This window comes from Burkholderia sp. MSMB617WGS (assembly GCF_001532025.2).
Taxonomy (GTDB): Bacteria; Pseudomonadota; Gammaproteobacteria; order Burkholderiales; family Burkholderiaceae; genus Burkholderia; species Burkholderia savannae.
The window spans coordinates 1,115,235-1,135,671 of sequence record NZ_CP013457.1; the positions used below are offsets into that span (position 1 = coordinate 1,115,235).

Here is a 20,437-nt window from a genome sequence, read left to right on the forward strand (position 1 = left end):
GCATCAAGACGTATTCCAGGCATCGTTCGATCGATCTCCGAGGAGCCTCCATGGCCGAACACGTTTCGAAGACCCCCGACCTATCCGCGTTCTGGATGCCGTTCACCGCGAACCGGCAATTCAAGGAAGCGCCGCGCCTGCTCGTCGCGGCGAAGGGGATGTACTACACGTCGCACGACGGCCGCCGGATTCTCGACGGCACCGCGGGCCTCTGGTGCGTGAACGCGGGGCACGGGCGCGACGAGATCGTCGCCGCGGTGAAGGCGCAGGCCGAGGAGATGGATTTCGCGCCGACGTTCCAGATGGGACACCCGAAGGCGTTCGAAGCGGCGACGAAGATCGCGCGCCACACGCCGGGCGACCTGAAGCACATCTTCTTCACGAATTCGGGCTCGGAGGCGGTCGACACCGCGCTGAAGATCGCGCTCGCGTATCACCGCGCGCGCGGCGAAGGCGAGCGCACGCGCTTCATCGGACGCGAGCGCGGCTATCACGGCGTCGGCTTCGGCGGCATCTCGGTGGGCGGCATCGCGCCGAACCGCAAGGCGTACTCCGGGGCGTTGCTGCCGTCCGTCGATCATCTGCCGCACACGCTGAACCTGAAGGAGGCCGCGTTCTCGAAGGGGCAGCCCGCGTGGGGCGCGCATCTCGCGGACGAACTGGAGCGGCTCGTCGCGCTGCACGACGCGTCGACGATCGCCGCCGTGATCGTCGAGCCGGTCGCGGGCTCGACGGGCGTGCTGATTCCGCCGCAGGGCTATCTCGAGCGGCTGCGCGAATTGTGCGACAAGCACGGCATCCTGCTGATCTTCGACGAAGTGATCACCGGCTGGGGGCGGCTCGGCGCGCCGTTCGCATCGCAGTTCTTCGGCGTGACGCCCGATCTGCTGACGATGGCGAAGGGCACGAACAACGCGGCCGTGCCGATGGGCGCGGTGGCCGCGAGCGGCGCGATTCACGACGTGATCGTGAACGGCGCGCCCGCCGGCATCGAGCTGTTCCACGGCTACACGTATTCGGGGCACCCGCTCGCGGCCGCGGCGGCCGTCGCGACGATCGATCTCTACGAGCGCGACGGGCTGCTCACGCGCGCCGCGCAGATCGCGCCGACCTTCGAGCGCGAGATCCACCAGCTGAAGGACGCGCGCCACGTGATCGACGTGCGCAATCTCGGCCTGGTCGGCGGCGTCGAGCTGAAGCCGCGCGACGGCAAGCCGGGCGCGCGCGCGTACGAAGTCTTCGTCAAATGCTTCCAGAAGGGCGCGATGATCCGCTACACGGGCGATATCCTGGCGTTCTCGCCGCCGCTCATCGTGGAGGAGGCGCAGATCGTCGAGCTGTTCTCGATCGTCGCGCAAGCGCTGAAGGAAACGGAGTAGGCGGGACGGGAAGCGGGCGGGACGCTCGGGCGAAGCGGCGCGCATCGCGCGCGCCGCCGCGATGCGCGCTCAGTAGCGCGGCACCGACGGATCGACGTCGCGCGACCACGCGTCGATCCCGCCTTGCAGGTTGTAGAGCTTCGTGAAGCCGCGCGATTCGAGGAACATCGCGACTTGCGCGCTGCGCATGCCGTGATGGCACATGCAGACGATCTCCGCCTCGTCGTCGAGCTCCTCGCTGCGCGCGGGGATCTGCTGCATCGGGATCGATACGCTGCCGTCGATCTTCGCGGTCGCGATCTCCCACGGCTCGCGCACGTCGAGCACGACAGGCGCCGGGCGCGCCGGGTCGCGCAGCCATTCGGCGAGGGCGGAAGCGGTCAGGATCTGCATCGGCACGCGCTGCCTCAGAACTTGAAGCGCGACGGCTCGATCGCGTTGACGAGGTGCTCGACGTAGGTCTCGAACACATCGGCGACGCGGTATTGCTTCTCGTCGATGCGCGTGATGATCTGCGCCTCCATCACCGGCCGGCCGCCGACGAACGCGGCGAGGCGGCCGCCCACCTTCAGTTGCTCGAGCAGCTCCTGCGGGACGACGGGCAGGCCGCCCGACACGCAGATCACGTCGTACGGCGCTTTCGCGGGCCAGCCGCGCGAGCCGTCGCCGAGCGCGACTTCGACGTTCGTCACGCCGTTCTTCTTCAAGTTTTCCTCGGCGAACTGCGCGAGCTCCGGATCGATCTCGACCGTCGTCACGCGCTGGCCGCGCGCGCCGAGGAGCGCCGCCATGTAGCCGGAGCCCGCGCCGATCTCGAGCACGTTCTCGTGCTTCTTCACCGCGAGCTCCTGCAGGATGCGGGCCTCGACGCGCGGGAACAGCATCTTCTGGCCGTTCGGCAACGGCAGCTCGATGTCGGTGAACGCCAGCTCGCGGTACGCGGCCGGCACGAAGTTTTCACGCTTGACGACCGACAGCAAGCTCAAGACGTCGTGATCCAGTACGTCCCAAGGGCGGATCTGCTGTTCGATCATGTTGAAACGCGCTTTTTCGATATTCATGGTGTCATGCGGGCCTGGACGGCCGTCAGCGAGGGGACGAAGAACTTTCGAATTGTACCAAACGGGGTTGATGTCTTGCCTTCAGAACGCCTGCAGCCCGAAACCGGCTAGCGCTTGCTGTTCTTGATCTGCTGCTCGAAGGCGACGTCGAGCTTGCTCGCCTTGCGCGGCTTCTTCGGGCCGAGGCCGTCGACGAACGCGACGAAATCCTCGAGCGGCAGCGGCGCGCAGAGCTTCTCGGCGGCGCCGCTTGCCCGGTCGACGAGGTAGAAGAGGCCGCCCGGCATGCCGACCGCCGAATACTGCGGGTTGCCGGCGCGGGCTTTCAGGCGTTCGACCGCGCGGGTCGCTTGCGTGGTGCGCATCGTGCGTCAAAACGGAGTGCGATGAAACCGTCACTTTATCAACAACGCGGGCCGAGCGCGCGCCGCGCTCAGACCGTCTTCGAATAACGGTTTTCGGACGCGCCCCACAGGTATGCGTCGAACACCATCGCGATGTTGCGCACGTAGAGGCGTCCCGCCGGATGAATCGTCAGACGATCGCCGCCGATCGACAGCAGGCCGTCGCGCTCGAAGCCGCGCAGCGTGTCGAGCTCGCGCGAGAATTTGTTCGCGAAGCGCACGCCGTACGCCGCCTCGAAATGCGAGAACGGCAGCACGAGGTTGCACATCAGGTGCGAGATCACGTCGCGCCGCAGCCGGTCGTTCGCGGACAGCCTCACGCCGCGCGCGATCGGCAGGCGCTGGTCGGCGAGGGCCGCGCCGTAACGCGGCAGATGCTTCGCGTTCTGCGCGTAGACGTCGCCGACCTTGCCGATCGACGACGCGCCGATGCCGACCAGATCGGCGTCCGCGCGCGTGCTGTAGCCCTGGAAATTGCGCTGCAGCGTGCCGTTGCGCTGCGCGCGGACGAGCTCGTCGCCCGGCCGCGCGAAATGGTCCATGCCGATGTACGCGTAGCCCGCGCGAGTGAGCCGCTCGATCGCGAGGCCGAGGAGCGCGATCCGCGTCGCGGGCGGCGGCAGCGCGGCGGCGTCGATCTGCCGCTGCATCTTGAACAGATGCGGCATGTGCGCGTAGCCGAACACGGAGAGCCGGTCGGGCTCGAGCTCGACGATCGTGTCGAGCGTGCGCGCGAAGCTCGACACCGTCTGGTGCGGCAGCCCGTAGATGAGATCGACGCTGACCGAGTGGTAGCCCGTCGCGCGCGCCGCGCGAACGAGGTCCGACGTCATCTTGAGCGGCTGCACGCGGTTGATCGCGCGCTGCACGTCGGGATCGAAGTCCTGCACGCCGAGGCTCACGCGGTTGAAGCCGATCGTGCGCAGATGAACGATCGTCGCGGGCGACGCGGTGCGCGGGTCGATCTCGATCGAGAATTCGCCCGTGCGGTCCGACGCGAGCGTGAAGTATTCGCGGGTCGCCGCCATCAGCTCGGCCGTCTCGGCGTTCGACAGGAAGGTCGGCGTGCCGCCGCCCCAATGGAGTTGCGTGACGGTCCGCTCGGGGTCGAAGAGCGCCGCCTGCAGCGCGATCTCGTGCGTCAGCTGATCGAGATAGGGCCGCGCGCGCTTGCGGTTGCGGGTCGCGATCTTGTTGCAGCCGCAGTAGAAGCACGCGGCCGCGCAGAATGGGATGTGGAAATAGAGCGACAGATCGCTTGCCGATGCGCCCGGATCGGCCGCCGCGCGGATGTAGTCGGCGGGATCGAAATCTTCGCGGAACTGCAGCGCGGTGGGGTAGGACGTATAACGAGGGCCGTTCGCCGTGTATTTGGCGAGCAAGTCGGGTCGAAACAGCGCTTCGGACGGGATCGGCGGCGTCATGCTGGAAGCTCGAATCGTGCTCTGTGACGCCGGTCAGTATATAAATCGGCGCTTTCATTGAATTGTGTAATAACGTCGCAGCGGCGGATGGCACAATACGGCTTTCGTTCGACGCGGGCCCGCGATCCCGCATTTTGCGGCGGTTGCGGCTTGTTATGGGATGTTTGATGTGATGATTGGCGAAGTTGCCGTGATGTCGGGGAAGGCGCCCGCGCACGCGTGCCGCGAAGGCTGCGGCGCGTGCTGCATCGCGCCGTCGATCTCGAGCCCGATTCCCGGCATGCCGAGCGGCAAGCCGGCCGGCGTGCGCTGCGCGCAACTCGCCGACGGCGAGCGCTGCGCGATCTTCGGCCGGCCGGAGCGGCCCGCGTGCTGCTCGGGCCTCAAGCCGAGCGACGAGATGTGCGGCGCGTCGCGCGCCGACGCGCTCGCATGGCTCGCCCGCCTCGAAGCCGATACGCGGCCGGCCGCGCCGCTTGCCTCAGCAGGAGATTCCGCATGACCCAGACGAGCGCGCCCGACCGGCGCCGCTTCCTGATCGCCGCGTGCGCGGCGGCGGGCGTCACCGTGTCGCTTGCCGCGTGCGCGTCGACGTTCCCGTTCATTCCCGATCACTACACGTTCTCGCAAGGCGACGTGCAGCGCGCGGTCGCCCGCAAGTTCCCGTATCAGAAGACGGTCGCGCAGGTGATCGACGTCGCGCTCGCGAATCCGGTCGTCGGGCTGCTGCCCGACCGGAACCGCGTCGCGGTGCGGCTCGACGCGCGCTTCGGGAGCCCGTTCCTGCGCGAGCCCGTCAACGGCAAGTTCACCGTGTCGGGCCAGCTCGCGTACGACGCGCCGAGCCGCTCGGTCGTGCTGAAGGCGCCCGCCGTCGACAGCGTGAGCGTCGACGGCGACGCGCAACTCTATACGCAGCAGATCAGCGCGGCGGCTGGCCTGCTCGCGACCCAATTGCTGACCAACTATCCGATCTACACGTTCAAGCCGGAACAATTGCAATTTGCCGGCGTGAATTACGAACCCGGTACAATCACAATTCTTACAAACGGCATACGCGTGGCGATCGTCGAGAAGTGACGTCGCGCCGCGCGCGGCCGGATCGGCCGCGGCGGTTCCGTGGCCTCGGTTGATTCACTTTGGAAACGGGCCACGGATGGACTGGATACTGATTTGCAAAGCGCTGGCGCTTGGCATCGTCGAGGGACTGACCGAATTCCTGCCGGTGTCGAGCACCGGCCATTTGATCGTCGCAGGCAGCTTTCTGCGCTTTCATCCCGAGCAGGCGAAGACCTTCGACGTCGTGATCCAGTTCGGCGCGATTCTCGCGGTGTGCTGGGAATACCGCCGCCGGATCGTCGACGTCGTGACCGGCCTGCCGGCGCAGCGCGAAGCCAGGCGGTTCACGATGAACGTCGTGATCGCGACGCTGCCGGCGATCGCGCTCGCGCTCCTGTTCGAGAAAACGATCAAATCGGTGCTGTTCGCGCCCGTGCCCGTTGCGGTCGCGCTCGTCGTCGGCGGCGCGGCGATCCTGTGGGTCGAAGCCCGGCAGCGCGAGCGAGGCGCGCCGGCGCGCGTGCAGTCGATCGACGAGCTGACGCCGCTCGACGCGCTGAAGGTCGGCCTCGCGCAATGCTTCGCGCTGATTCCGGGGATGTCGCGGTCCGGCTCGACGATCATCGGCGGGATGCTGTTCGGGCTCGAGCGGCGCGTCGCGACCGAATTCTCGTTCTTTCTCGCGATCCCGGTGATTTTCGGCGCGACGCTGTACGAAACCGCGAAGGATTGGCGCGCGTTCAGCGTCGATTCGATCGGCCTCTTTTCGATCGGCCTCGTCGCCGCGTTCGTCAGCGCGTTCGCGTGCGTGCGCTGGCTGCTGCGCTACGTCGCGTCGCACGATTTCACCGCATTCGCGTGGTACCGGATCGCATTCGGGCTGTTCGTGCTGCTCGTCGGCTATAGCGGCTGGGTCGAGTGGAGCTGAGGCCGCGGTTCTGAATTTTCGCCCGGGTAGTCGACGAGTTTGACGGCGGCGGCGAGCGAGCCGCCATCGCCGCCGTGCCGTGCGGTCGCCGCGACGCGCGGCGACCGTATTGGACGTTCAATCGACCGGATTCTCTTTCCCCGGTCTGCGCCGCGCGCGAGCCGCGCGGCGTCGCGCGTCAGCCCGCGCGCTTCCGGAACACCAGATCCCACACGCCGTGCCCGAGCCGCAGCCCGCGGCGCTCGAACTTCGTCACCGGACGATAGTCGGGGCGGGGCGCATAGTCTTGCGCGGTGTTCTCGAGCGTCGGCTCGGCGCCGAGCACCTCGAGCATCTGCTCCGCGTAGTTCTGCCAGTCGGTCGCGCAGTGCAGGTACGCGCCCGGCTTGAGCCGCGCCGCGAGCTGCGCGACGAACGGCGGCTGGATCAGCCGGCGCTTGTGGTGGCGCGCCTTGTGCCACGGGTCCGGGAAGAAGATGTGCGCGCCGTCGAGGCTGCCGGGCGCGATCATGTGCTCGAGCACTTCGACCGCGTCGTGCTGAATGATCCGGATGTTCGTCAATTGCTGCTCGCCGATCAACTTCAGCAGCGCGCCGACGCCGGGCTCGTGCACCTCGACGCCGATGAAGTCGTCGCCCGGGCGAAGCGCGGCGATCTCGGCCGTCGACGCGCCCATCCCGAAGCCGATCTCGAGCACGCGCGGCGCGCGGCGGCCGAAGATCGCGTCCCAGTCCGGCTGCGTGCTGCCGTACGGGACGACGAAGCGCGGACCGAGCTCGTCGAGCGCGCGGCGCTGGCCCGTCGACACGCGGCCGGCGCGCGTGACGAAGCTGCGGATGCGGCGGAGATGGAGCGGGTTCGATTCGTCGTCGGCGTTGCCGGCTGCCGGCGCGGCGTCGATGGCCGGTGCGGAGGCTGCGTCGTTGGCGTCGTCGTGCGGCACGCCGGGGGCGTTCGGGTCGTCGTGAGTCATCGTGACAATGAAAGGCGAGTGGCGGGCGTGGCGCCGCGGCGCGCGACGGCGTCGCGTTCGACGGGCCGCCCGATACTGCGTACGAAATACGAAAAAGCCGCCTTCGACGAGGCGGCTTCGCGTGCTTCGGCGGCGGATGGCATCCACGGCCGGGAAAGTGGAGCGGGCGATGGGAATCGAACCCACGTCATCAGCTTGGGAAGCTGAGGTAATGGCCATTATACGACGCCCGCAGAACGCGTGATTCTACAGGGATTTTTGCGGTTTGGGCAGTGGCGTGGTTTGGGTGCTGGCATCGGAACTGGGCTGGCTCGATGCCAGAGCGGTGGCGTCTCGGTGCAATGAGTGTTTCGCCCCCAGCAGATTCTTTCCCCTTCGATCGTCATTGTCGATTGTATGGCCACGAGAGTTGGCTCTGCCTGCCAGGTTCTTGGATTTTTGGGTGGGCAGGCGATAGAGAGAGTACCAATCGCTCGTAGCCAGCGTGTTGACGGTCTGAGAGTGCGTAAAGCCTTCGCGCGGCAGCAACGGAACGCGTAGCGCACTGCAGAAGTAGACCTTCGACCGAACGTTCTATTCACCACCGGCAACCGTTGCAAAGACCTCCGGGAATTCTTCTCCGCACAGACTAAGAAGGGCGTTATATATCTCGCTATCTTGTTCTGGACCGTCAGAATGAGTGCACAGAGCAAGATACACGTTCTTTTGCTCCTGCACTCCAAAGATCAGCCACTCACCGGTCAGTTTTCGCTTGGCGCCGCGATCCTGATAGCCTTCGATAACGAGTTCGTGAGCCAACCTTCCTTGCCAGCCAACAGCGGACGGATTTTCCTTTTCCTCAGCTGCGACGTGCGCACATAACTTGTCGAACTTGTCACTCTCCGAGCCAGATAAGCCCCACTGGTTGGAGATGTTGTGCATAAGAAAGCGCGGATCGAAGAAATGGACCTTCCATAGCCCACGCAAGGGTTCGTGCTTGAATGGGCGTGGTTTCGCAGTGCCGCTGCGATTTGGAACATGCCCTTCAAGTTGTTGGATGAGATCGGTGATCGCAAACGTGTTGATGGTCCGATGCTTCCATGCGCTGGTCAATTGTACGAGCAAAAATTTGCTCAATCGTGAGAGATCGATGCCGGACAGACCCGCGTTCGATTCAGTGAACGACTGAATATCATGCTCGGATACGCAAAAACCAGCCAAGATGCTCGGATCAAGATCCACGATATCGCCCCTTATTAGCAGATTTGGCGGCAACGTCTCGGTGCCAGCGTCAGCAACCCCAAGGTCATTTTTCTGTATGCCACTCTTCGTAGTAGTGACTGAATCGATGCGTCCCTTTGATTCCGCGAATATGGGTTTTTTGGATTTGGTAGTCGTTATTAGTGCGGATCTCAAATTCATACTGCTCGCTACCCACCAGGCCAGGGATGGAAACCAAGATCACTCGATAGTCTTCAACATAAAGGTTCTTATACTCGTCATCAAGGTATCGCGCCTCTTTCTGGTTTTTGTCCTGGGTCGGCCACCAGTAAGCATCTTCAATTCTTTTGAGGAGCGTGGGCTTGAAAACGTGGAAGAGGCGGTTGGGATTTTCGGTCGGCTTAAATACAGCAAGGCTATGGATGACGGTTGCAATCGAGCCTGGATTAAAGAGTACCAGCTTGACCAAGAATCGGCCATCCAGTTGTTCCGCGTTAATGTATTTGAGGACGATCCTGCTACTTCGATGAAGTGCGCGGGTGATGCGATATGCTGATAGTTGTGTTCCCCTATTCTTGATGTTGATAAAGAGCAGATAGAGGGAAATAAGCAAGCCGATAAGGGCAATAGCGAGCGTGATGAGTTGTTGTGTCTGTTGATTCACGGTGCGTAGTTAATGATCTGTGGGTACGGGGAGAGTAAGAGGGTGGGGTCGCGTTGCCCAAAGCATGGCACCGCCCGGATAGTATTCGCATGAGCGATATCCAATCCCAGCGCGACTTCGCGCCCCTTGCAGATAGTCAGATTCGCGATCTCGCCGTTGCCCTTCGCGACGTTTTCGGAAGCAACCTTTCTCGCGAACAGTTTAACGACACGCTGCTGATGTTTCTTGAGGGTGTGCCGGGATATGAGTCTGGCGGGGAGAGGTGGCCTCACTCGTTCGGACAGGTTTCTGAGATTTTTAAGTGGAACGTCCGAGGCAATCATGCTGCCGATTTGATCGCAGGCAGCGTCGCGAAGTATGCCTCATCCGGCGTCTGATCCGCCAGGCTCGAATGGGGCCGTTTCCGGTTGTACAGCTCGATGTAGTCGCCGATGGAGCGCCGGGAATGGCTGACCGACTCGTAGGCCCGCAGGTAAATCTCTTCATACTTGATGCTGCGCCATACGCGCTCGACGAACACGTTGTCACGCCAAGCCCCTTTGCCGTCCATCGACAGCCGCACGCCTCGACCCAGTACGGCCTCGGTGAACGCGCCCGCCGTGAACTGGCTGCCCTGATCGGTGTTCACGATGTCGGGCAGCCCGTAACGGGCGAACGCTTCTTCCAGTGCCTCGACGGAGCGTGATGGCAACCCGGTGCGCGAGAATCTTGCGGCTCGCCCAGTCCACCACCGCCGTCAGGTACACGAAGCCTCGCGCCATCGGAATGTAGGTCGTGTCGAGGGCGAACACCTGGTTGGCCCGCTCGATCTTCATGCCGCGCAGCAAGTACGGCCAGATCTTGTGTTGCGCGTTGCGGCGGCTTGCGTTCCGGCTTGCAATACAGCGCCTCCACGCCCATGCGCTTCATCAGCGTGCGCACGCGACGGCGGCCGACTTCATGGCCCTCCCGACGCAACAGGCGCGCCAACATCCGCGCTCCGGCAAACGGGAACTCCATGTGCCGTTCGTCGATTCGCCGCATCAACAACAAATCGGTTTCGCTGACCGGCTGCGGCCGGTAATACGCGCTCGATCTCGCGATGCCGACCAGTCGCGTCTGTTGCGAAACCGGCAGAGCATGCGTACGATCGATCATCGTTTTGCGCTCAGCAATCCCGCCTTGGTGAGCGCACCTTCTAAAAAATCATTCTCCAGTGTCAGTTGGCCGATCTTGGCGTGCAACGCCTTCAGGTCCACCGGCGGCTCGCTCGACGGCATGCCTGCCGCGCCGAACACGTCCGCCGCACGCTCCTGCAATTGCCGTTTCCATTCGGTAATCTGGTTCGAGTGCACATCGAACTGCTGCGCCAGCTCTGCCAGCGTGCGCTCGCCCTTGACCGCGGCCAGTGCCACCTTCGCTTTGAACGCCGCTGAGTGCGTGCGTCGAGTTCTCTTCGTCATTTCCTCGGTTCCTTTGCCAGCATTATCGCTGCCTCAGGCCCCGGACGTTCCACTTATCCGACTGTCCGAATTTGCGCGGCCTCCTCTCACTGCTTCGCGCTTGGCTTGCGGGCTCAGGGCTTTCCCTTGACGACAACCTTCAATGCTTCCATGTCGAGCATTGCCTCGGCCAGCAGCTTCTTCAGCCGCGCGTTCTCAGCCTCCAGGTCCTTCAGCCCGCGTGCGTCCGAGCCCGAACTTTACTAGACTCCGGATGGCCCTGTTTGCCGGGGGCAGGTCAGTCCCGCACGAGGGATTCGGCATCCTGCGGCGCTGGGCCGGGGCAATGCGCAACGGCGCATTCGTGTTCACGAGCAACGTCGACGGCCACTTTCAGAAAGCGGGCTTCGATGCCGTGCGGATCGTCGAGATCCACGGCTCGATCCATGCGATGCAGTGTCTGCGCCCGTGCTCGGCGCACACCTGGAGCGCCGCGTCGTTCGTGCCCGTCGTCGACGAGCCCGCGTGCAGTCTCGTCGGCGATGTCCCCACGTGTGCGCATTGCGGCGGGATCGCGCGGCCGAACATCCTGATGTTCGACGATGCCGAATGGCTCGGCGCGCGCTACGACGCGCAGCACGATGCGTTGCGCGACTGGCTCGCGCGCGCGGGGCGCGTGGTGGTGGTCGAAGTCGGGGCCGGGACGGCGGTGCCGACGGTGCGCTTCTTCAGCGAGCGAATCGGCGACGACGTGATCCGAATCAATCTTCGCGAAGCGCATGCGCGGCGAGCCGACGTGATCGGACTGCCGGGCGGCGCGCTCGAGACGCTGCGCGCGCTCGATGCCGCGTGGCGGCGAGACTGACGAGCGGCCGCCCGCGCCGCCGCGCGCCCGTCACGGTTGCGCGACGAGCCCTTGAACCAGGTCGAGCGCGCGCGGCGAGCCCAATCCCGTCACGTAGTCGTAGCCGCCGCTCGCGGTGCAAACCATCCCGCAGGTGCCATTGGAGCCCGACGTCACGTCGTGATAGTCGCTGCCGTACGCGGACTTGCCGGCCGTGTAGAGCAGGTTGTACGAGCCGGCGAGCTTCGCTTTGCCGGCGGCGGCGCGCATCGAGTTCGCGATCGCGAAGAGCGCCGCCCATTGGGGCGCGCCCGCGCTCGTGCCGCCGACGACGAACCATCCCGACTGCCCTTGGTAGGTCACCGAGTCGTACACCGCGAAGCCCGAGCTCGGATTCGCGTTGTAGGCGACGTCGGGCACGCCGCGGCTGCCCGCGTACGGAATCGGCCACAGCGCCTGTCCGGACGGCTCCGGCTCGTACGTGCCGACGCCGCCGCCGCTGCCGCTCCACGCGGTTTCGCCGATGTAGTTGCCGGACGCGTCGGCGGACAGCGTCGTGCCGCCGACCGCGACGACGTACGGCGACACGGCCGGATATTCGGTGCCGTTGCCGCTGTCGCCGGACGATGCGACGAACGTGACGCGCTGCGGCGAGCTGAAGTGGCCGTCGAAGCCCGTCTCCCCGCTGAACTCGCTGCCGCCGAAGCTCATCGAGACGACGGATGCGCCGGCGCCGACCGCGGCGTCGACCGCGGTCATCAGGTCGTTGAGGCTGTTCGACGCCGCCTCGACGAGCACGATTTTCGCTTTCGGCGCGATCGCGTGCACCCATTCGACGTCGAGCGACATTTCGAGCGACCAGCCTGCGTCGGCGCGCGGCTTGCCGCCGCTCGCGTAGATCTTCTTGAAGCAGCCGTTCAGCGTCGTGCACGGCGGCAGCGAGAAGTTCTTGCTGAACACGCCGAGATCGGATTCGATCCTCGGATCGTCGTAGGCGTCGACGATCGCGACCACCATGCCGTCGCCCTGATTCGCGATCGAATCGAAGCCGTATGCGTGCCGCACGGCGGCGGGCGCGAGGCCTGCGACGCCGGTGGTCGAGAAGCGCGTCGGATTCGTGTGGAACGGCGGTCGCGCGTAGCCTTTCGGCACGCGGGTGCCTTCGACGTACGAGGGCGAATGGCCGTCGCCTTGCGCGAGCGCGGCCGACGTCGCGAATGCCTGAATGCATGCGGCCGCCATCAGGACGGACAGCAAGGATTTGTTTTTCATGTTGAATTCTCCATATCAATAAATGGAGTGGTCTGTTTGAATTCTACGGGGCGGAAAATTTTTTTGTATAGGAATGAGAAAATTGAGGGAATTCCCCGAGCCTGTTTTGATATTCAGAGGATGGGGATCGTTGTTCTTTTCGAATCGATCGGACGGCTCGGGAGATTGGCGGTGGCGGGCGATCGTCAAGCGGCGGGGAATGCGCTGGAACGGGCCGTGCGATATCCGGAGTAACCCAGGGGAGAGTTTCTTGATAATCCGAATGGTTGATTTATTGGTTTTTCGATTGCGTTTTATTTGACGCTTCGAAAATAGAACGAACGGAAGTTTTATTCGGGATTTTTTCATGACGATGACGAACGGTCGAAGCGGTGCCGCCGATGCGGCCGGCGAGCGAAACCGCGGGCGCATTCGGGGGGGCGGCCGATATCGCGCGCGTCGACCGATTGCCGGACATCCCGCAATCCGCATAAAGTTGAGCGTGCGCGGCCGATGCGGGCGCGTCCGGCGTCACGCGCCGCCGATGCGGCGCGGGATGCGTGGCCCTTGCCGCATGGGCCGCACGGGCCGCGCGCGGATCTTCCCCGTCAATCATGAGGTATGGCCTTGTTCTATTCGATCGTCGCGATCTTCGTCGGCGCCGGGCTCGGCGCGCTGCTGCGCTGGTTCCTGAGCCTCGCTCTCAACGCGATCTTCCCCGACGTGCCGCTCGGCACGCTCGCATCCAACCTGATCGGCGGTTATCTGGTCGGCCTCGCGGTCGTCGCGTTCACGACGCGGGCGGGGCTGCCGCCCGAATGGCGGCTCTTCGTGATCACGGGCTTCATGGGCGGGCTCACGACGTTCTCGACGTACTCGGTCGAAGTGATGACGCACGCGGCTCAGGGCGAGTTCGGCTGGGCGCTCGCCGTGGCTGCCCTACACTTGATAGGTTCGTTCACATTGACGGGGCTCGGCATGTGGACCGCGCGGGCGTGGCTCGCGCCGGCCTGACCGGCGCCGGCGGAGGCGGCTATGGACGCGATCTTCCTGCGTTTTTACGTACACGAGAATCACCGGCTGCACTGGAAGCCGCTCTGGGAATGGCTGCTCGAGGAGGCGAACCGGATGGGCATCGGGGGCGGCTCCGCGTTTCGCGCGATGGCCGGGTTCGGCCAGCACCGGGTGCTGCACGAGGACCGCTTCTTCGAGCTGCAGGGCTCGCTTGCGATCGAGATCGAATTCATCGTCACGGCCGAAGAGGCGCAGCGGCTCGTCGAGCGCGTGTCGCGCGAGAAGGTGCGCGTGTGCTACGCGACGATTCCCGCGCGCTTCGGCGTGATCGACAATCTCGGCGACGGCGCGCCGGCCGCCGCTGATTCGCCGAAGGGATAGCGCGTCAGATTCCGAACAGCGTGAGCGACACCGCCGCGCGCGTGACGACCATGATCAGCACCTGGACGATCACGAACAGCAGGATCGGCGACAGGTCGATGCCGCCGAGATGCGGGATCAGCCGGCGCAGCGGGTTCAGGAACGGCGCCGTCAGCTGATACAAGATCGCCATCGCGGGCGAGCGCGGATTCAGCCACGACAGCAGCGCCATCAGGATCGTCAGCCACAGCACGAGATTGAGCGCCCACTTCACGACGGTCAGCAGCGCGACGATGAGGATCGTCGGGATGATCGACAGCGCGTCGACGCCCGCCATCGTCACCATCAGCGCGACGTAGACGAGCGACGTGACGACGGCTGCGGCGATGCTCGCCCAGTCGACGCCGCGCACGCCCGGGACGATATGCCGCAGCGGCAGCACGATCCAGTTCGTGGCCTGCAGCACGGCCTGCGTGACGGGGTTGTACGGCGGCACGCGCACGGCCTGCAGCCAGACGCGCAGGATCAGCGCGGCGCCGAACAGCGTGAAGACGGTATTGAGCAGAAAGCGGGCGATCTCGCCGAACATCTTTGAATCCTTTTCGTTATCCAGGCCAGTCGGGTAGCGTGCCGTCGCCGCCCGTGGGCGGCGCGCATCGGGCGTCACCTTATCACGGCTCGCCGCGGGCGGGGCGTGCGAGGTCGAGCGAACGTGCGAGCGATGCGTCGACGGCTTGCTCGAGCGCGTCGAGCGACGGGGGCGGCGACGCGCGCTTGCGCGCGAGCGCGACCGCGCGACGGGTGTTGAGGGCATAGAGCGTCGCGTGGTCGCCGCCGAGCGATTCGAGGAGCGCGAGCTGCCGCTCGACGATGCCGACGTCGCCGCGCGACACGGGCCCCGCGAGCGCGTTCGCGAGCCCCTTGTCGCGCGCGGTTTCGATCGTGCCGGCGAGCATCGGCAGCAGCGCGCGCAGCGCGTCGCCCTCGGCGAAGCCGAGCGAGCGCCACAGCTCGACGCATTCGGCGAGATTGCAAAGCGCGAAGCTCGCCGCGTAGTTGGCGGCCGCGTGATAGAGCATCCGGCCGCCCGCCGGGATCGACAGCGGATGGCAGCCGAGCGCGGCCGCGAGCGCGACGAGCGCGTCCTTCAGCGCGCCGTCGGCCTCGATCGTCACCGAGCAGCCGTCGATCCGCGCGAGATCGGCGTCGCCGCCGCCGAACAGATAGAGCGGATGGAAGCCGCCCGTCGCCGCGCCCTGCGCGCGTGCGGGCGCGAGCAGCTCGACGCTCGACGCGCCGCTGCAGTGGACGAGCGCCTGAGCGCCCGCGCGCGCCGGCGAGAAGCGCAGCTCGGCGGCGATTCGGCCGAGCGCGTCGTCGGGCGCGGTGATGAAGACGAGGTCGGCGGCGTCGACGACAGCCTGCGGCGAATCGGCCGCCGCGCAGCGCGCGTTGGGCGTCGCGCTTGCGCGATGGCCGTCGTGGCCGGCGGGTGCGGCTGCGGCGGCAGCGGCGGCGACGCGCACGGCGAGATCGGCGTCGATCTGCGCGGCGAGCGCCGCGGCCGACGCGTTCGAACGGCTCGCGATCGCGGTGACGGCGTACCCGGCGCGCGCGAAGCGGCGGGCGACGCAGCGGGCAAGGCGGCCCGCGCCGATGAAGCCGATGCGGGGCGTGGCGGACAAGGACATGGCGGCGATCCGTAATCTGCGGCAAACCGTCAGTATCGCGTATTCGGTCGCGACGGCGTTCGCTCTGGCCCCAAGGCGGCTCGCTTTAGGGGACGGAACGAGGGGCGGAGTCGTCCGTCTCGCGCCGTCCACAAGCTGTCTCTAATTTGTAATCGTTCATTACCGTTCGCCGGACGGGCGGCGGGGCCCGCCGAGCGGCGCGTTCGGCGACTTCTCGCCATCCGCCGAATTGCCGCCGGATCGCACCCGCGCGGCGGCGTCCGATTTCGCGCATCGCCGCGCCGCGAGGCTTTGTGCAATTGCAATTTGCAACAAATGGGCGTGGCTCGCGATCCCGGATTTCGCTACATTCGTCTCATGCGGCAAGCATGCCGTCGCTGTTGATGTGGCGGGCACCGAAGCCCGCCGCCAGGAGAACCAAAGTGAAAAAGCTCATTCCGTTGATCGCCGTCGCAGCACTGGGCCTCGGGGCTGCGGCCGCCGCGCAGGCGCACGTGTCGATCGGTGTCGGCATCGGGGTGCCGATCGCGCCGGCTTATCCGGTCTATGCCGCGCCGCCGCCCGTTTATTACGCGCCGCCCCCGCCGCCCGTCGTCTACGCGCCGGCGCCCGTGTACTACGGGCCGCCCGCCGTCGTGGTCGGCGGCGGCTACTACGGCTACGGCCGCCCGTACTGGCGTCATCACGGCTACTACGGCCGTCCGTACTGGCGTCGCTGATAACTGACGTCGACGCGCCGCCCGGCCGGCGGCGCGCCTGATGCCACGGCGCGGCACGGCGAAGGTTCGTGCCGCGCCGTTTTCCTTTCGGGCTGCTGCGCGAGTCGAGCGAAGCTGGGACAATGATCGTTCCCTCGTCCAACGATGCGTTTTTCGCTCTCGCCGCCATGCCTGTTCAATCCGCCTCCGATCTCGTTCTCCCGACCTTCGCCGACGTGACCGACGCAGCCGCCAGGCTTGCCGGCGTCGCGCATCGCACGCCCGTCCTCACGTCGAGCACCGCCGACGCGCACACCGGCGCGACGATCTTCTTCAAGTGCGAGAACTTCCAGCGGATGGGCGCGTTCAAGTTCCGCGGCGCGTACAACGCGATCTCGCACTTCGACGCCGAGCAGCGCCGCGCGGGCGTGCTCACGTATTCGTCCGGCAACCACGCGCAGGCGATCGCGCTCGCCGCGCGCCTCGCGGGTATCCGCGCGACGATCGTGATGCCGCACGACGCGCCCGCCGCGAAGGTCGCGGCGACGAAAGGCTACGGCGGCGAAGTCATCACCTACGATCGCTACACCGAAAACCGCGAGGAGATCGGCGCGCGGCTCGCGCAGGAGCGCGGGATGACGCTCGTGCCGCCGTACGACCATCCGCACGTGATCGCGGGGCAGGGGACGGCCGCGAAGGAACTGATCGACGAAGTCGGCGAGCTCGACCTGCTCGTCGCGCCGCTCGGCGGCGGCGGGCTGCTCGCGGGCAGCGCGCTGTCGGCCGCCGCGCTCGCGGCCGGCTGCGCGGTGATCGGCGTCGAGCCGGAAGCGGGCAACGACGCGCAGCAGTCGCTCGCGCGCGGCGAGGTCGTGCACATCCCCGCGCCGCGGACGATCGCGGACGGCGCGGCGTCGACGCACGTCGGCGCGTACAACTTTCCGATCATCCAGAGGCTCGTCAAGCAGGTCGTCACGGTCAGCGACGCGCAATTGATCGACACGATGCGATTCTTCGCGCAGCGGATGAAGGTGGTCGTCGAGCCGACGGGCTGCCTCGGCGCGGCCGCGGTGCTCGACGGCGTGCTGCCCGTCGCGGGCAAGCGCATCGGCGTGATCGTGAGCGGCGGCAACGTCGATCTGGCGCGCTACGGCGAGTTCCTGCGCGGGTGAGCGGGGGGATGGGCGGCGGCGGTGCGCCGCCCGTTGCCTGAAACGTTCACGCGCACGCGGCGGGCGTGCATGCGATGCTGGCGGGCGCGATGATCGACCGGCGGTGCGGTGCGGTGCGGTGCGGTGCGGTGTCGTGCTCGTCGGCGGGCGTGCGTGTGCGAGCGACATCCTGCGCGGCGGGTCGATTCGGTCGGCGATGCGATGCCGCTCGGCACGGATGCCTCCGATGGACGCCGAGCGGACGGCCGCGAAGCGGCTTGGTTCTTGATCGCGGTGGCCGTGTCGGTAGCGGCTCGGCGCGAGTGGCCGAAGCGCGTGAAAGGGGCGCGCGAAAGGGGCGCGCGAAAGGGGCGCGCGGATCGCCGTGCGCCGCCTCGCGGGCGAGGCTGGCGAGGCGGGTGTCAAGCCGCCGCGTTCAGGATCAGGTCGCGATAGCCGCCGACGATCACGCTGTACGAGAAATACGCGAAGAGCAGCGCGGACACGACGTGGCACGCGCGCATCAGTCCCGCGCCCGCGCGCTTGCGGCCCTGGCTCGCGAGCGTGCAGAGAAAGAGCGTCCAAGCGAGCCCGCCGAGGAAGAAGCCCGACAGGAATATGGATGCCGTCGAGGGCGTCGTCGCGCCGGCCTTCGCGATCAGCGCGCCGCCGACCGCCGCGAACCACAGGATCGCCGACGGCGACGACATCGCGAGCAACATGCCGCGCGCGAAATGGCGCCAGGTGCTCGCTTGAACGGGCGCGGCGGGCGTGTCGTTGCCGCCGGTGGCGGGCGCCGGCGCGGGAAGGAGCGCCTCGCGCGCCATCTTCCATGTGAGGACGAGCAGCACCGCGCCGCCGCCGAGCCATACGGCCCAGCGCACTGCCTCGAACTGCAGCAGCACGGCCATCCCGGCGAGCGCGAGCGCCGCATAGACGAGATCGCCGATGCACGAGCCGATGCCGAGCCAGAAGCCCTGCTTGAATCCGTGCGACAGCGTGAGCGACAACATCGCGACGTTCGCGATGCCGATGTCGAGGCAAAGGGAAAGCGACAGGAAAAAGCCGTCGGACAACATCGACGTGGGCGCGAAGCTCATCATGGGGTGTGTCGTTATCGAAGATTGGAGGCGCGCCGGCTCACGACAGGCCGATTTCGGTCCACAGGCGATCGACGCGCGCCTTCACGGCGGCGTCCATCTCGATCGGCCGGCCCCATTCGCGCTGCGTTTCGCCCGGCCACTTGTTGGTCGCGTCGAGTCCCATCTTCGAGCCGAGGCCCGCGACGGGCGACGCGAAATCGAGATAGTCGATCGGCGTGTTCTCGACGAGCACGGTGTCGCGCGCCGGATCGACGCGCGTCGTGATCGCCCAGATCACTTCCTTCCAGTCGCGCACGTTCACGTCCTCGTCGACGACGACGATGAATTTCGTATACATGAACTGCCGCAGGAAGCTCCAGACGCCGAACATCACGCGCTTCGCGTGGCCCGCGTAGCTCTTCTTCATCTGGACGATCGCCATTCGGTAGCTGCAGCCTTCGGGCGGCAGATAGAAGTCGGTGATCTCGGCGAATTGCTTCTGCAACAGCGGCACGAACACCTCGTTCAGCGCGACGCCGAGCACGGCCGGCTCGTCGGGCGGCTTGCCGGTGTAGGTCGAGTGGTAGATCGCGTCGCGGCGCATCGTGATCCGCTCGACCGTGAAGACCGGAAACCATTCCCGCTCGTTGTAGTAGCCGGTGTGGTCGCCGTACGGGCCTTCGAGCGCGTGCTCGTAGGCGGCCGCGGCGCCCGCGGCCGGGCGCGGCGGCGCGCCTTCGGGCGCCGCCGCGGGCGAGCCCTGCTGCGGATGGATGAAGCCTTCGAGCACGATCTCGGCGCGCGCGGGCACCTGCAGCGTGTCGACGCCGGGCGTCAGGCATTTCGCGAGCTCGGTGCGCGCGCCGCGCAGGAGCCCGGCGAACTGGTATTCGGACAACGTGTCGGGTACGGGCGTGACGGCGCCGAGCGTCGTCGCCGGATCGGCGCCGAGCACGACGGCGACCGGATACGGCTGGCCGGGATGCTTGAGCGCGAATTCGCGGAAGTCGAGCGCGCCGCCGCGATGCGCGAGCCAGCGCATGATCAGTTTGTTGCGTCCGATCAGCTGCTGCCGGTAGATGCCGAGATTCTGGCGCGTCTTGTTCGGCCCGCGCGTGACCGTGAGGCCCCACGTGAGAAGCGGGCCGGCATCGCCCGGCCAGCAGGTCTGGATCGGCAGCTTGTGCAGGTCGACGTCGGCGCCTTCCCAGACGATTTCCTGGCACGGCGGCGCGGACACCGTCTTCGGGCCCATGTCCCACACGGCCTTCGCGAGCGACAGCAGCTTGCCCGCGTCCTTCAGGCTCTTCGGCGGATCGGGCTCCTTGAGCGCGGACAGCAGCCGGCCGATGTCGCGCAGCGACGCGAGCGCCGCTTCGTCGTCGGCGTCGACGCCCATGCCGAGCGCGACGCGCCGTGGCGTGCCGAACAGGTTGCCGAGCACCGGAAACCGGTAGCCCGTCGGCGCGTCGAACAGGAGCGCGGGGCCGCCCGCGCGCAGCACGCGGTCGCAGAGCTCGGTCATTTCGAGCACGGGCGACACGGGTTGCGCGACGCGCCGTAACTCGCCGCGCTGTTCGAGGCTGTGGATGAAATCGCGTAAGTCTTTGTATTTCATGAAGGATGTCCGGGCCGCGCGCGGCAGGCGGGCGGCGGTGGGGGGCGGGCACGGCGTCCGCCCGGAAACGAGCGCCGATTTTACCCGGCCGGACGGCCAAGCGATGAAAACGCAAAAAATGGCGGCGGATCTGAACGCCAGACGGCACGAGGCTCCCGATTCCGACCCGTAACAAATCATTACTTTTTGTTATGAAATCGTATTTCTATAGTGTT

General features: G+C 66.3%; 23 protein-coding genes, 1 tRNA gene and 3 pseudogenes. 11 read left to right on the forward strand and 16 right to left on the reverse strand.

The features are described from left to right. The first annotated feature begins 50 nt into the window (after positions 1–50). Complete coding sequence (locus WT60_RS05530) at positions 51–1,379, forward strand: aspartate aminotransferase family protein (protein WP_060355545.1); 1,329 nt, start codon at positions 51–53, stop codon at positions 1,377–1,379. 69 nt (positions 1,380–1,448) lie between these two features. On the opposite strand, the gene WT60_RS05535 is transcribed toward WT60_RS05530, so the two are convergent. From WT60_RS05535 to hemN, 4 genes are all read right to left on the reverse strand, one after another. Next, positions 1,449–1,772 (reverse strand): rhodanese-like domain-containing protein, encoded by a 324-nt coding sequence (locus WT60_RS05535; RefSeq protein WP_038745784.1) that lies wholly within the window; start codon positions 1,770–1,772, stop codon positions 1,449–1,451. A 14-nt stretch (positions 1,773–1,786) separates the two neighbouring features. Beyond that, positions 1,787–2,440 carry a protein-L-isoaspartate O-methyltransferase gene (locus WT60_RS05540; RefSeq protein WP_038745782.1) on the reverse strand — a complete coding sequence of 218 codons (654 nt, stop codon included), beginning with the start codon at positions 2,438–2,440 and terminating at the stop codon, positions 1,787–1,789. 107 nt (positions 2,441–2,547) lie between these two features. Then, positions 2,548–2,805, reverse strand: coding sequence for a hypothetical protein (locus WT60_RS05545; protein WP_038745780.1), 258 nt, complete (start codon positions 2,803–2,805; stop codon positions 2,548–2,550). Positions 2,806–2,873: 68 nt separating this feature from the next. Then, the gene (gene hemN / locus WT60_RS05550; protein ID WP_060355546.1) at positions 2,874–4,268 is read right to left on the reverse strand and encodes an oxygen-independent coproporphyrinogen III oxidase; all 1,395 of its coding nucleotides are present in this window, start codon (positions 4,266–4,268) and stop codon (positions 2,874–2,876) included. A gap of 172 nt (positions 4,269–4,440) precedes the next feature. On the opposite strand from hemN, the gene WT60_RS05555 reads away from it, so the two are divergent. The 3 genes from WT60_RS05555 to WT60_RS05565 all read left to right on the forward strand — a co-directional run bounded on the left by WT60_RS05555 (position 4,441) and on the right by WT60_RS05565 (position 6,255). After that, positions 4,441–4,770: a YkgJ family cysteine cluster protein gene (locus tag WT60_RS05555; protein ID WP_038745838.1), complete on the forward strand. Its 330-nt coding sequence runs from the start codon at positions 4,441–4,443 to the stop codon at positions 4,768–4,770. Then, positions 4,767–5,348, forward strand: a complete 582-nt coding sequence (locus WT60_RS05560) for a DUF1439 domain-containing protein (protein ID WP_059583624.1) — start codon at positions 4,767–4,769, stop codon at positions 5,346–5,348. Before WT60_RS05555 ends, WT60_RS05560 begins: the two co-directional genes overlap by 4 nt. Positions 5,349–5,424: 76 nt before the next feature. Further along, positions 5,425–6,255, forward strand: a complete 831-nt coding sequence (locus tag WT60_RS05565) for an undecaprenyl-diphosphate phosphatase (protein ID WP_038745774.1) — start codon at positions 5,425–5,427, stop codon at positions 6,253–6,255. Between the two features lie 178 nt (positions 6,256–6,433). Here the strand turns inward: WT60_RS05565 and trmB are convergent, their stop codons facing one another. From trmB to WT60_RS33425, 4 genes are all read right to left on the reverse strand, one after another. Further along, positions 6,434–7,228 (reverse strand): tRNA (guanosine(46)-N7)-methyltransferase TrmB, encoded by a 795-nt coding sequence (trmB, locus tag WT60_RS05570; protein WP_060355547.1) that lies wholly within the window; start codon positions 7,226–7,228, stop codon positions 6,434–6,436. Between the two features lie 158 nt (positions 7,229–7,386). After that, positions 7,387–7,461 (reverse strand) — tRNA-Gly (locus tag WT60_RS05575). 340 nt (positions 7,462–7,801) lie between these two features. Beyond that, positions 7,802–8,449, reverse strand: a complete 648-nt coding sequence (locus WT60_RS05580) for a hypothetical protein (RefSeq protein WP_082759268.1) — start codon at positions 8,447–8,449, stop codon at positions 7,802–7,804. A gap of 64 nt (positions 8,450–8,513) precedes the next feature. Then, positions 8,514–9,092, reverse strand: coding sequence for a hypothetical protein (locus WT60_RS33425; protein WP_145986736.1), 579 nt, complete (start codon positions 9,090–9,092; stop codon positions 8,514–8,516). Positions 9,093–9,181: 89 nt separating this feature from the next. Here WT60_RS33425 and WT60_RS34335 point away from each other — a divergent pair, with 89 nt between their 5' ends. Then, on the forward strand, positions 9,182–9,469 hold the full coding sequence (locus WT60_RS34335) for a hypothetical protein (RefSeq protein WP_186448568.1): 288 nt from the start codon (positions 9,182–9,184) through the stop codon (positions 9,467–9,469). On the opposite strand, the pseudogene WT60_RS05595 reads toward WT60_RS34335, so the two are convergent. Together WT60_RS05595 and WT60_RS05600 are read right to left on the reverse strand one after the other, a co-directional pair. Beyond that, positions 9,412–10,534 (reverse strand): annotated as a pseudogene (locus WT60_RS05595) (IS3 family transposase). The gene WT60_RS34335 and the pseudogene WT60_RS05595 overlap by 58 nt on opposite strands. 87 nt (positions 10,535–10,621) lie before the next feature. After that, a pseudogene (locus WT60_RS05600) lies at positions 10,622–10,764 on the reverse strand (IS3 family transposase); the annotation flags it as partial. Positions 10,765–10,784: 20 nt separating this feature from the next. On the opposite strand from WT60_RS05600, the pseudogene WT60_RS05605 reads away from it, so the two are divergent. Continuing rightward, a pseudogene (locus tag WT60_RS05605) lies at positions 10,785–11,378 on the forward strand (Sir2 family NAD-dependent protein deacetylase); the annotation flags it as partial. A gap of 30 nt (positions 11,379–11,408) precedes the next feature. On the opposite strand, the gene WT60_RS05610 reads toward WT60_RS05605, so the two are convergent. Beyond that, the gene (locus WT60_RS05610) at positions 11,409–12,629 is read right to left on the reverse strand and encodes a S53 family peptidase (RefSeq protein ID WP_060355551.1); all 1,221 of its coding nucleotides are present in this window, start codon (positions 12,627–12,629) and stop codon (positions 11,409–11,411) included. 271 nt (positions 12,630–12,900) lie between these two features. Further along, positions 12,901–13,224 carry a hypothetical protein gene (locus WT60_RS33430; RefSeq protein WP_145986737.1) on the reverse strand — a complete coding sequence of 108 codons (324 nt, stop codon included), beginning with the start codon at positions 13,222–13,224 and terminating at the stop codon, positions 12,901–12,903. Between the two features lie 11 nt (positions 13,225–13,235). On the opposite strand from WT60_RS33430, the gene crcB reads away from it, so the two are divergent. Both crcB and WT60_RS05620 read left to right on the forward strand, forming a co-directional pair. Then, the gene (gene crcB / locus WT60_RS05615; RefSeq protein WP_038745834.1) at positions 13,236–13,622 is read left to right on the forward strand and encodes a fluoride efflux transporter CrcB; all 387 of its coding nucleotides are present in this window, start codon (positions 13,236–13,238) and stop codon (positions 13,620–13,622) included. Positions 13,623–13,643: 21 nt separating this feature from the next. Continuing rightward, positions 13,644–14,003 (forward strand): DUF190 domain-containing protein, encoded by a 360-nt coding sequence (locus WT60_RS05620; protein ID WP_038745767.1) that lies wholly within the window; start codon positions 13,644–13,646, stop codon positions 14,001–14,003. Positions 14,004–14,007: 4 nt separating this feature from the next. On the opposite strand, the gene WT60_RS05625 is transcribed toward WT60_RS05620, so the two are convergent. Both WT60_RS05625 and WT60_RS05630 read right to left on the reverse strand, forming a co-directional pair. After that, positions 14,008–14,571, reverse strand: coding sequence for a YggT family protein (locus WT60_RS05625; RefSeq protein ID WP_059580349.1), 564 nt, complete (start codon positions 14,569–14,571; stop codon positions 14,008–14,010). An 82-nt stretch (positions 14,572–14,653) separates the two neighbouring features. After that, entirely contained in the window at positions 14,654–15,673 is a 1,020-nt protein-coding gene (locus WT60_RS05630; protein WP_038745763.1) for a DUF2520 domain-containing protein, read from the reverse strand. 422 nt (positions 15,674–16,095) lie between these two features. On the opposite strand from WT60_RS05630, the gene WT60_RS05640 reads away from it, so the two are divergent. Both WT60_RS05640 and WT60_RS05645 read left to right on the forward strand, forming a co-directional pair. Beyond that, entirely contained in the window at positions 16,096–16,392 is a 297-nt protein-coding gene (locus WT60_RS05640; RefSeq protein WP_059580363.1) for a hypothetical protein, read from the forward strand. 167 nt (positions 16,393–16,559) lie between these two features. Next, positions 16,560–17,543 carry a threo-3-hydroxy-L-aspartate ammonia-lyase gene (locus WT60_RS05645; RefSeq protein ID WP_038745761.1) on the forward strand — a complete coding sequence of 328 codons (984 nt, stop codon included), beginning with the start codon at positions 16,560–16,562 and terminating at the stop codon, positions 17,541–17,543. Between the two features lie 401 nt (positions 17,544–17,944). Here WT60_RS05645 and WT60_RS05650 read toward each other — a convergent pair whose 3' ends face one another. Both WT60_RS05650 and WT60_RS05655 read right to left on the reverse strand, forming a co-directional pair. Next, entirely contained in the window at positions 17,945–18,625 is a 681-nt protein-coding gene (locus WT60_RS05650) for a LysE family transporter (RefSeq protein WP_186448569.1), read from the reverse strand. A gap of 37 nt (positions 18,626–18,662) precedes the next feature. Beyond that, positions 18,663–20,222, reverse strand: coding sequence for a UbiD family decarboxylase (locus tag WT60_RS05655; RefSeq protein ID WP_038745759.1), 1,560 nt, complete (start codon positions 20,220–20,222; stop codon positions 18,663–18,665). Here WT60_RS05655 and WT60_RS34915 point away from each other — a divergent pair. Next, a complete protein-coding gene (locus WT60_RS34915) occupies positions 20,194–20,394 on the forward strand; it encodes a hypothetical protein (protein ID WP_156432537.1) in 201 nt (66 codons plus the stop codon). The two genes, WT60_RS05655 and WT60_RS34915, sit on opposite strands and share 29 nt — an antisense overlap. Positions 20,395–20,437: the final 43 nt, after the last annotated feature.

Excerpts from the sequence above, each read along its gene's own strand:
- WT60_RS05530 (WP_060355545.1), top strand. The coding sequence starts at position 51 with ATGGCCGAACACGTTTCGAAGACCCCCGACCTATCCGCGTTCTGGATG.
- WT60_RS05540 (WP_038745782.1), bottom strand. The coding sequence starts at position 2,440 with ATGAATATCGAAAAAGCGCGTTTCAACATGATCGAACAGCAGATCCGC.
- WT60_RS05535 (WP_038745784.1), bottom strand. The coding sequence starts at position 1,772 with ATGCAGATCCTGACCGCTTCCGCCCTCGCCGAATGGCTGCGCGACCCG.
- WT60_RS05625 (WP_059580349.1), bottom strand. The coding sequence starts at position 14,571 with ATGTTCGGCGAGATCGCCCGCTTTCTGCTCAATACCGTCTTCACGCTG.
- WT60_RS05555 (WP_038745838.1), top strand. The coding sequence starts at position 4,441 with ATGATTGGCGAAGTTGCCGTGATGTCGGGGAAGGCGCCCGCGCACGCG.
- WT60_RS05630 (WP_038745763.1), bottom strand. The coding sequence starts at position 15,673 with ATGTCCTTGTCCGCCACGCCCCGCATCGGCTTCATCGGCGCGGGCCGC.
- trmB (WP_060355547.1), bottom strand. The coding sequence starts at position 7,228 with ATGACTCACGACGACCCGAACGCCCCCGGCGTGCCGCACGACGACGCC.
- WT60_RS05610 (WP_060355551.1), bottom strand. The coding sequence starts at position 12,629 with ATGAAAAACAAATCCTTGCTGTCCGTCCTGATGGCGGCCGCATGCATT.
- hemN (WP_060355546.1), bottom strand. The coding sequence starts at position 4,268 with ATGACGCCGCCGATCCCGTCCGAAGCGCTGTTTCGACCCGACTTGCTC.
- WT60_RS05650 (WP_186448569.1), bottom strand. The coding sequence starts at position 18,625 with ATGATGAGCTTCGCGCCCACGTCGATGTTGTCCGACGGCTTTTTCCTG.
- WT60_RS34915 (WP_156432537.1), top strand. The coding sequence starts at position 20,194 with ATGAAATCGCGTAAGTCTTTGTATTTCATGAAGGATGTCCGGGCCGCG.
- WT60_RS05655 (WP_038745759.1), bottom strand. The coding sequence starts at position 20,222 with ATGAAATACAAAGACTTACGCGATTTCATCCACAGCCTCGAACAGCGC.
- WT60_RS34335 (WP_186448568.1), top strand. The coding sequence starts at position 9,182 with ATGAGCGATATCCAATCCCAGCGCGACTTCGCGCCCCTTGCAGATAGT.
- WT60_RS05545 (WP_038745780.1), bottom strand. The coding sequence starts at position 2,805 with ATGCGCACCACGCAAGCGACCCGCGCGGTCGAACGCCTGAAAGCCCGC.
- WT60_RS05560 (WP_059583624.1), top strand. The coding sequence starts at position 4,767 with ATGACCCAGACGAGCGCGCCCGACCGGCGCCGCTTCCTGATCGCCGCG.
- WT60_RS05565 (WP_038745774.1), top strand. The coding sequence starts at position 5,425 with ATGGACTGGATACTGATTTGCAAAGCGCTGGCGCTTGGCATCGTCGAG.
- WT60_RS33430 (WP_145986737.1), bottom strand. The coding sequence starts at position 13,224 with ATGATTGACGGGGAAGATCCGCGCGCGGCCCGTGCGGCCCATGCGGCA.
- WT60_RS05620 (WP_038745767.1), top strand. The coding sequence starts at position 13,644 with ATGGACGCGATCTTCCTGCGTTTTTACGTACACGAGAATCACCGGCTG.
- WT60_RS05645 (WP_038745761.1), top strand. The coding sequence starts at position 16,560 with ATGCCTGTTCAATCCGCCTCCGATCTCGTTCTCCCGACCTTCGCCGAC.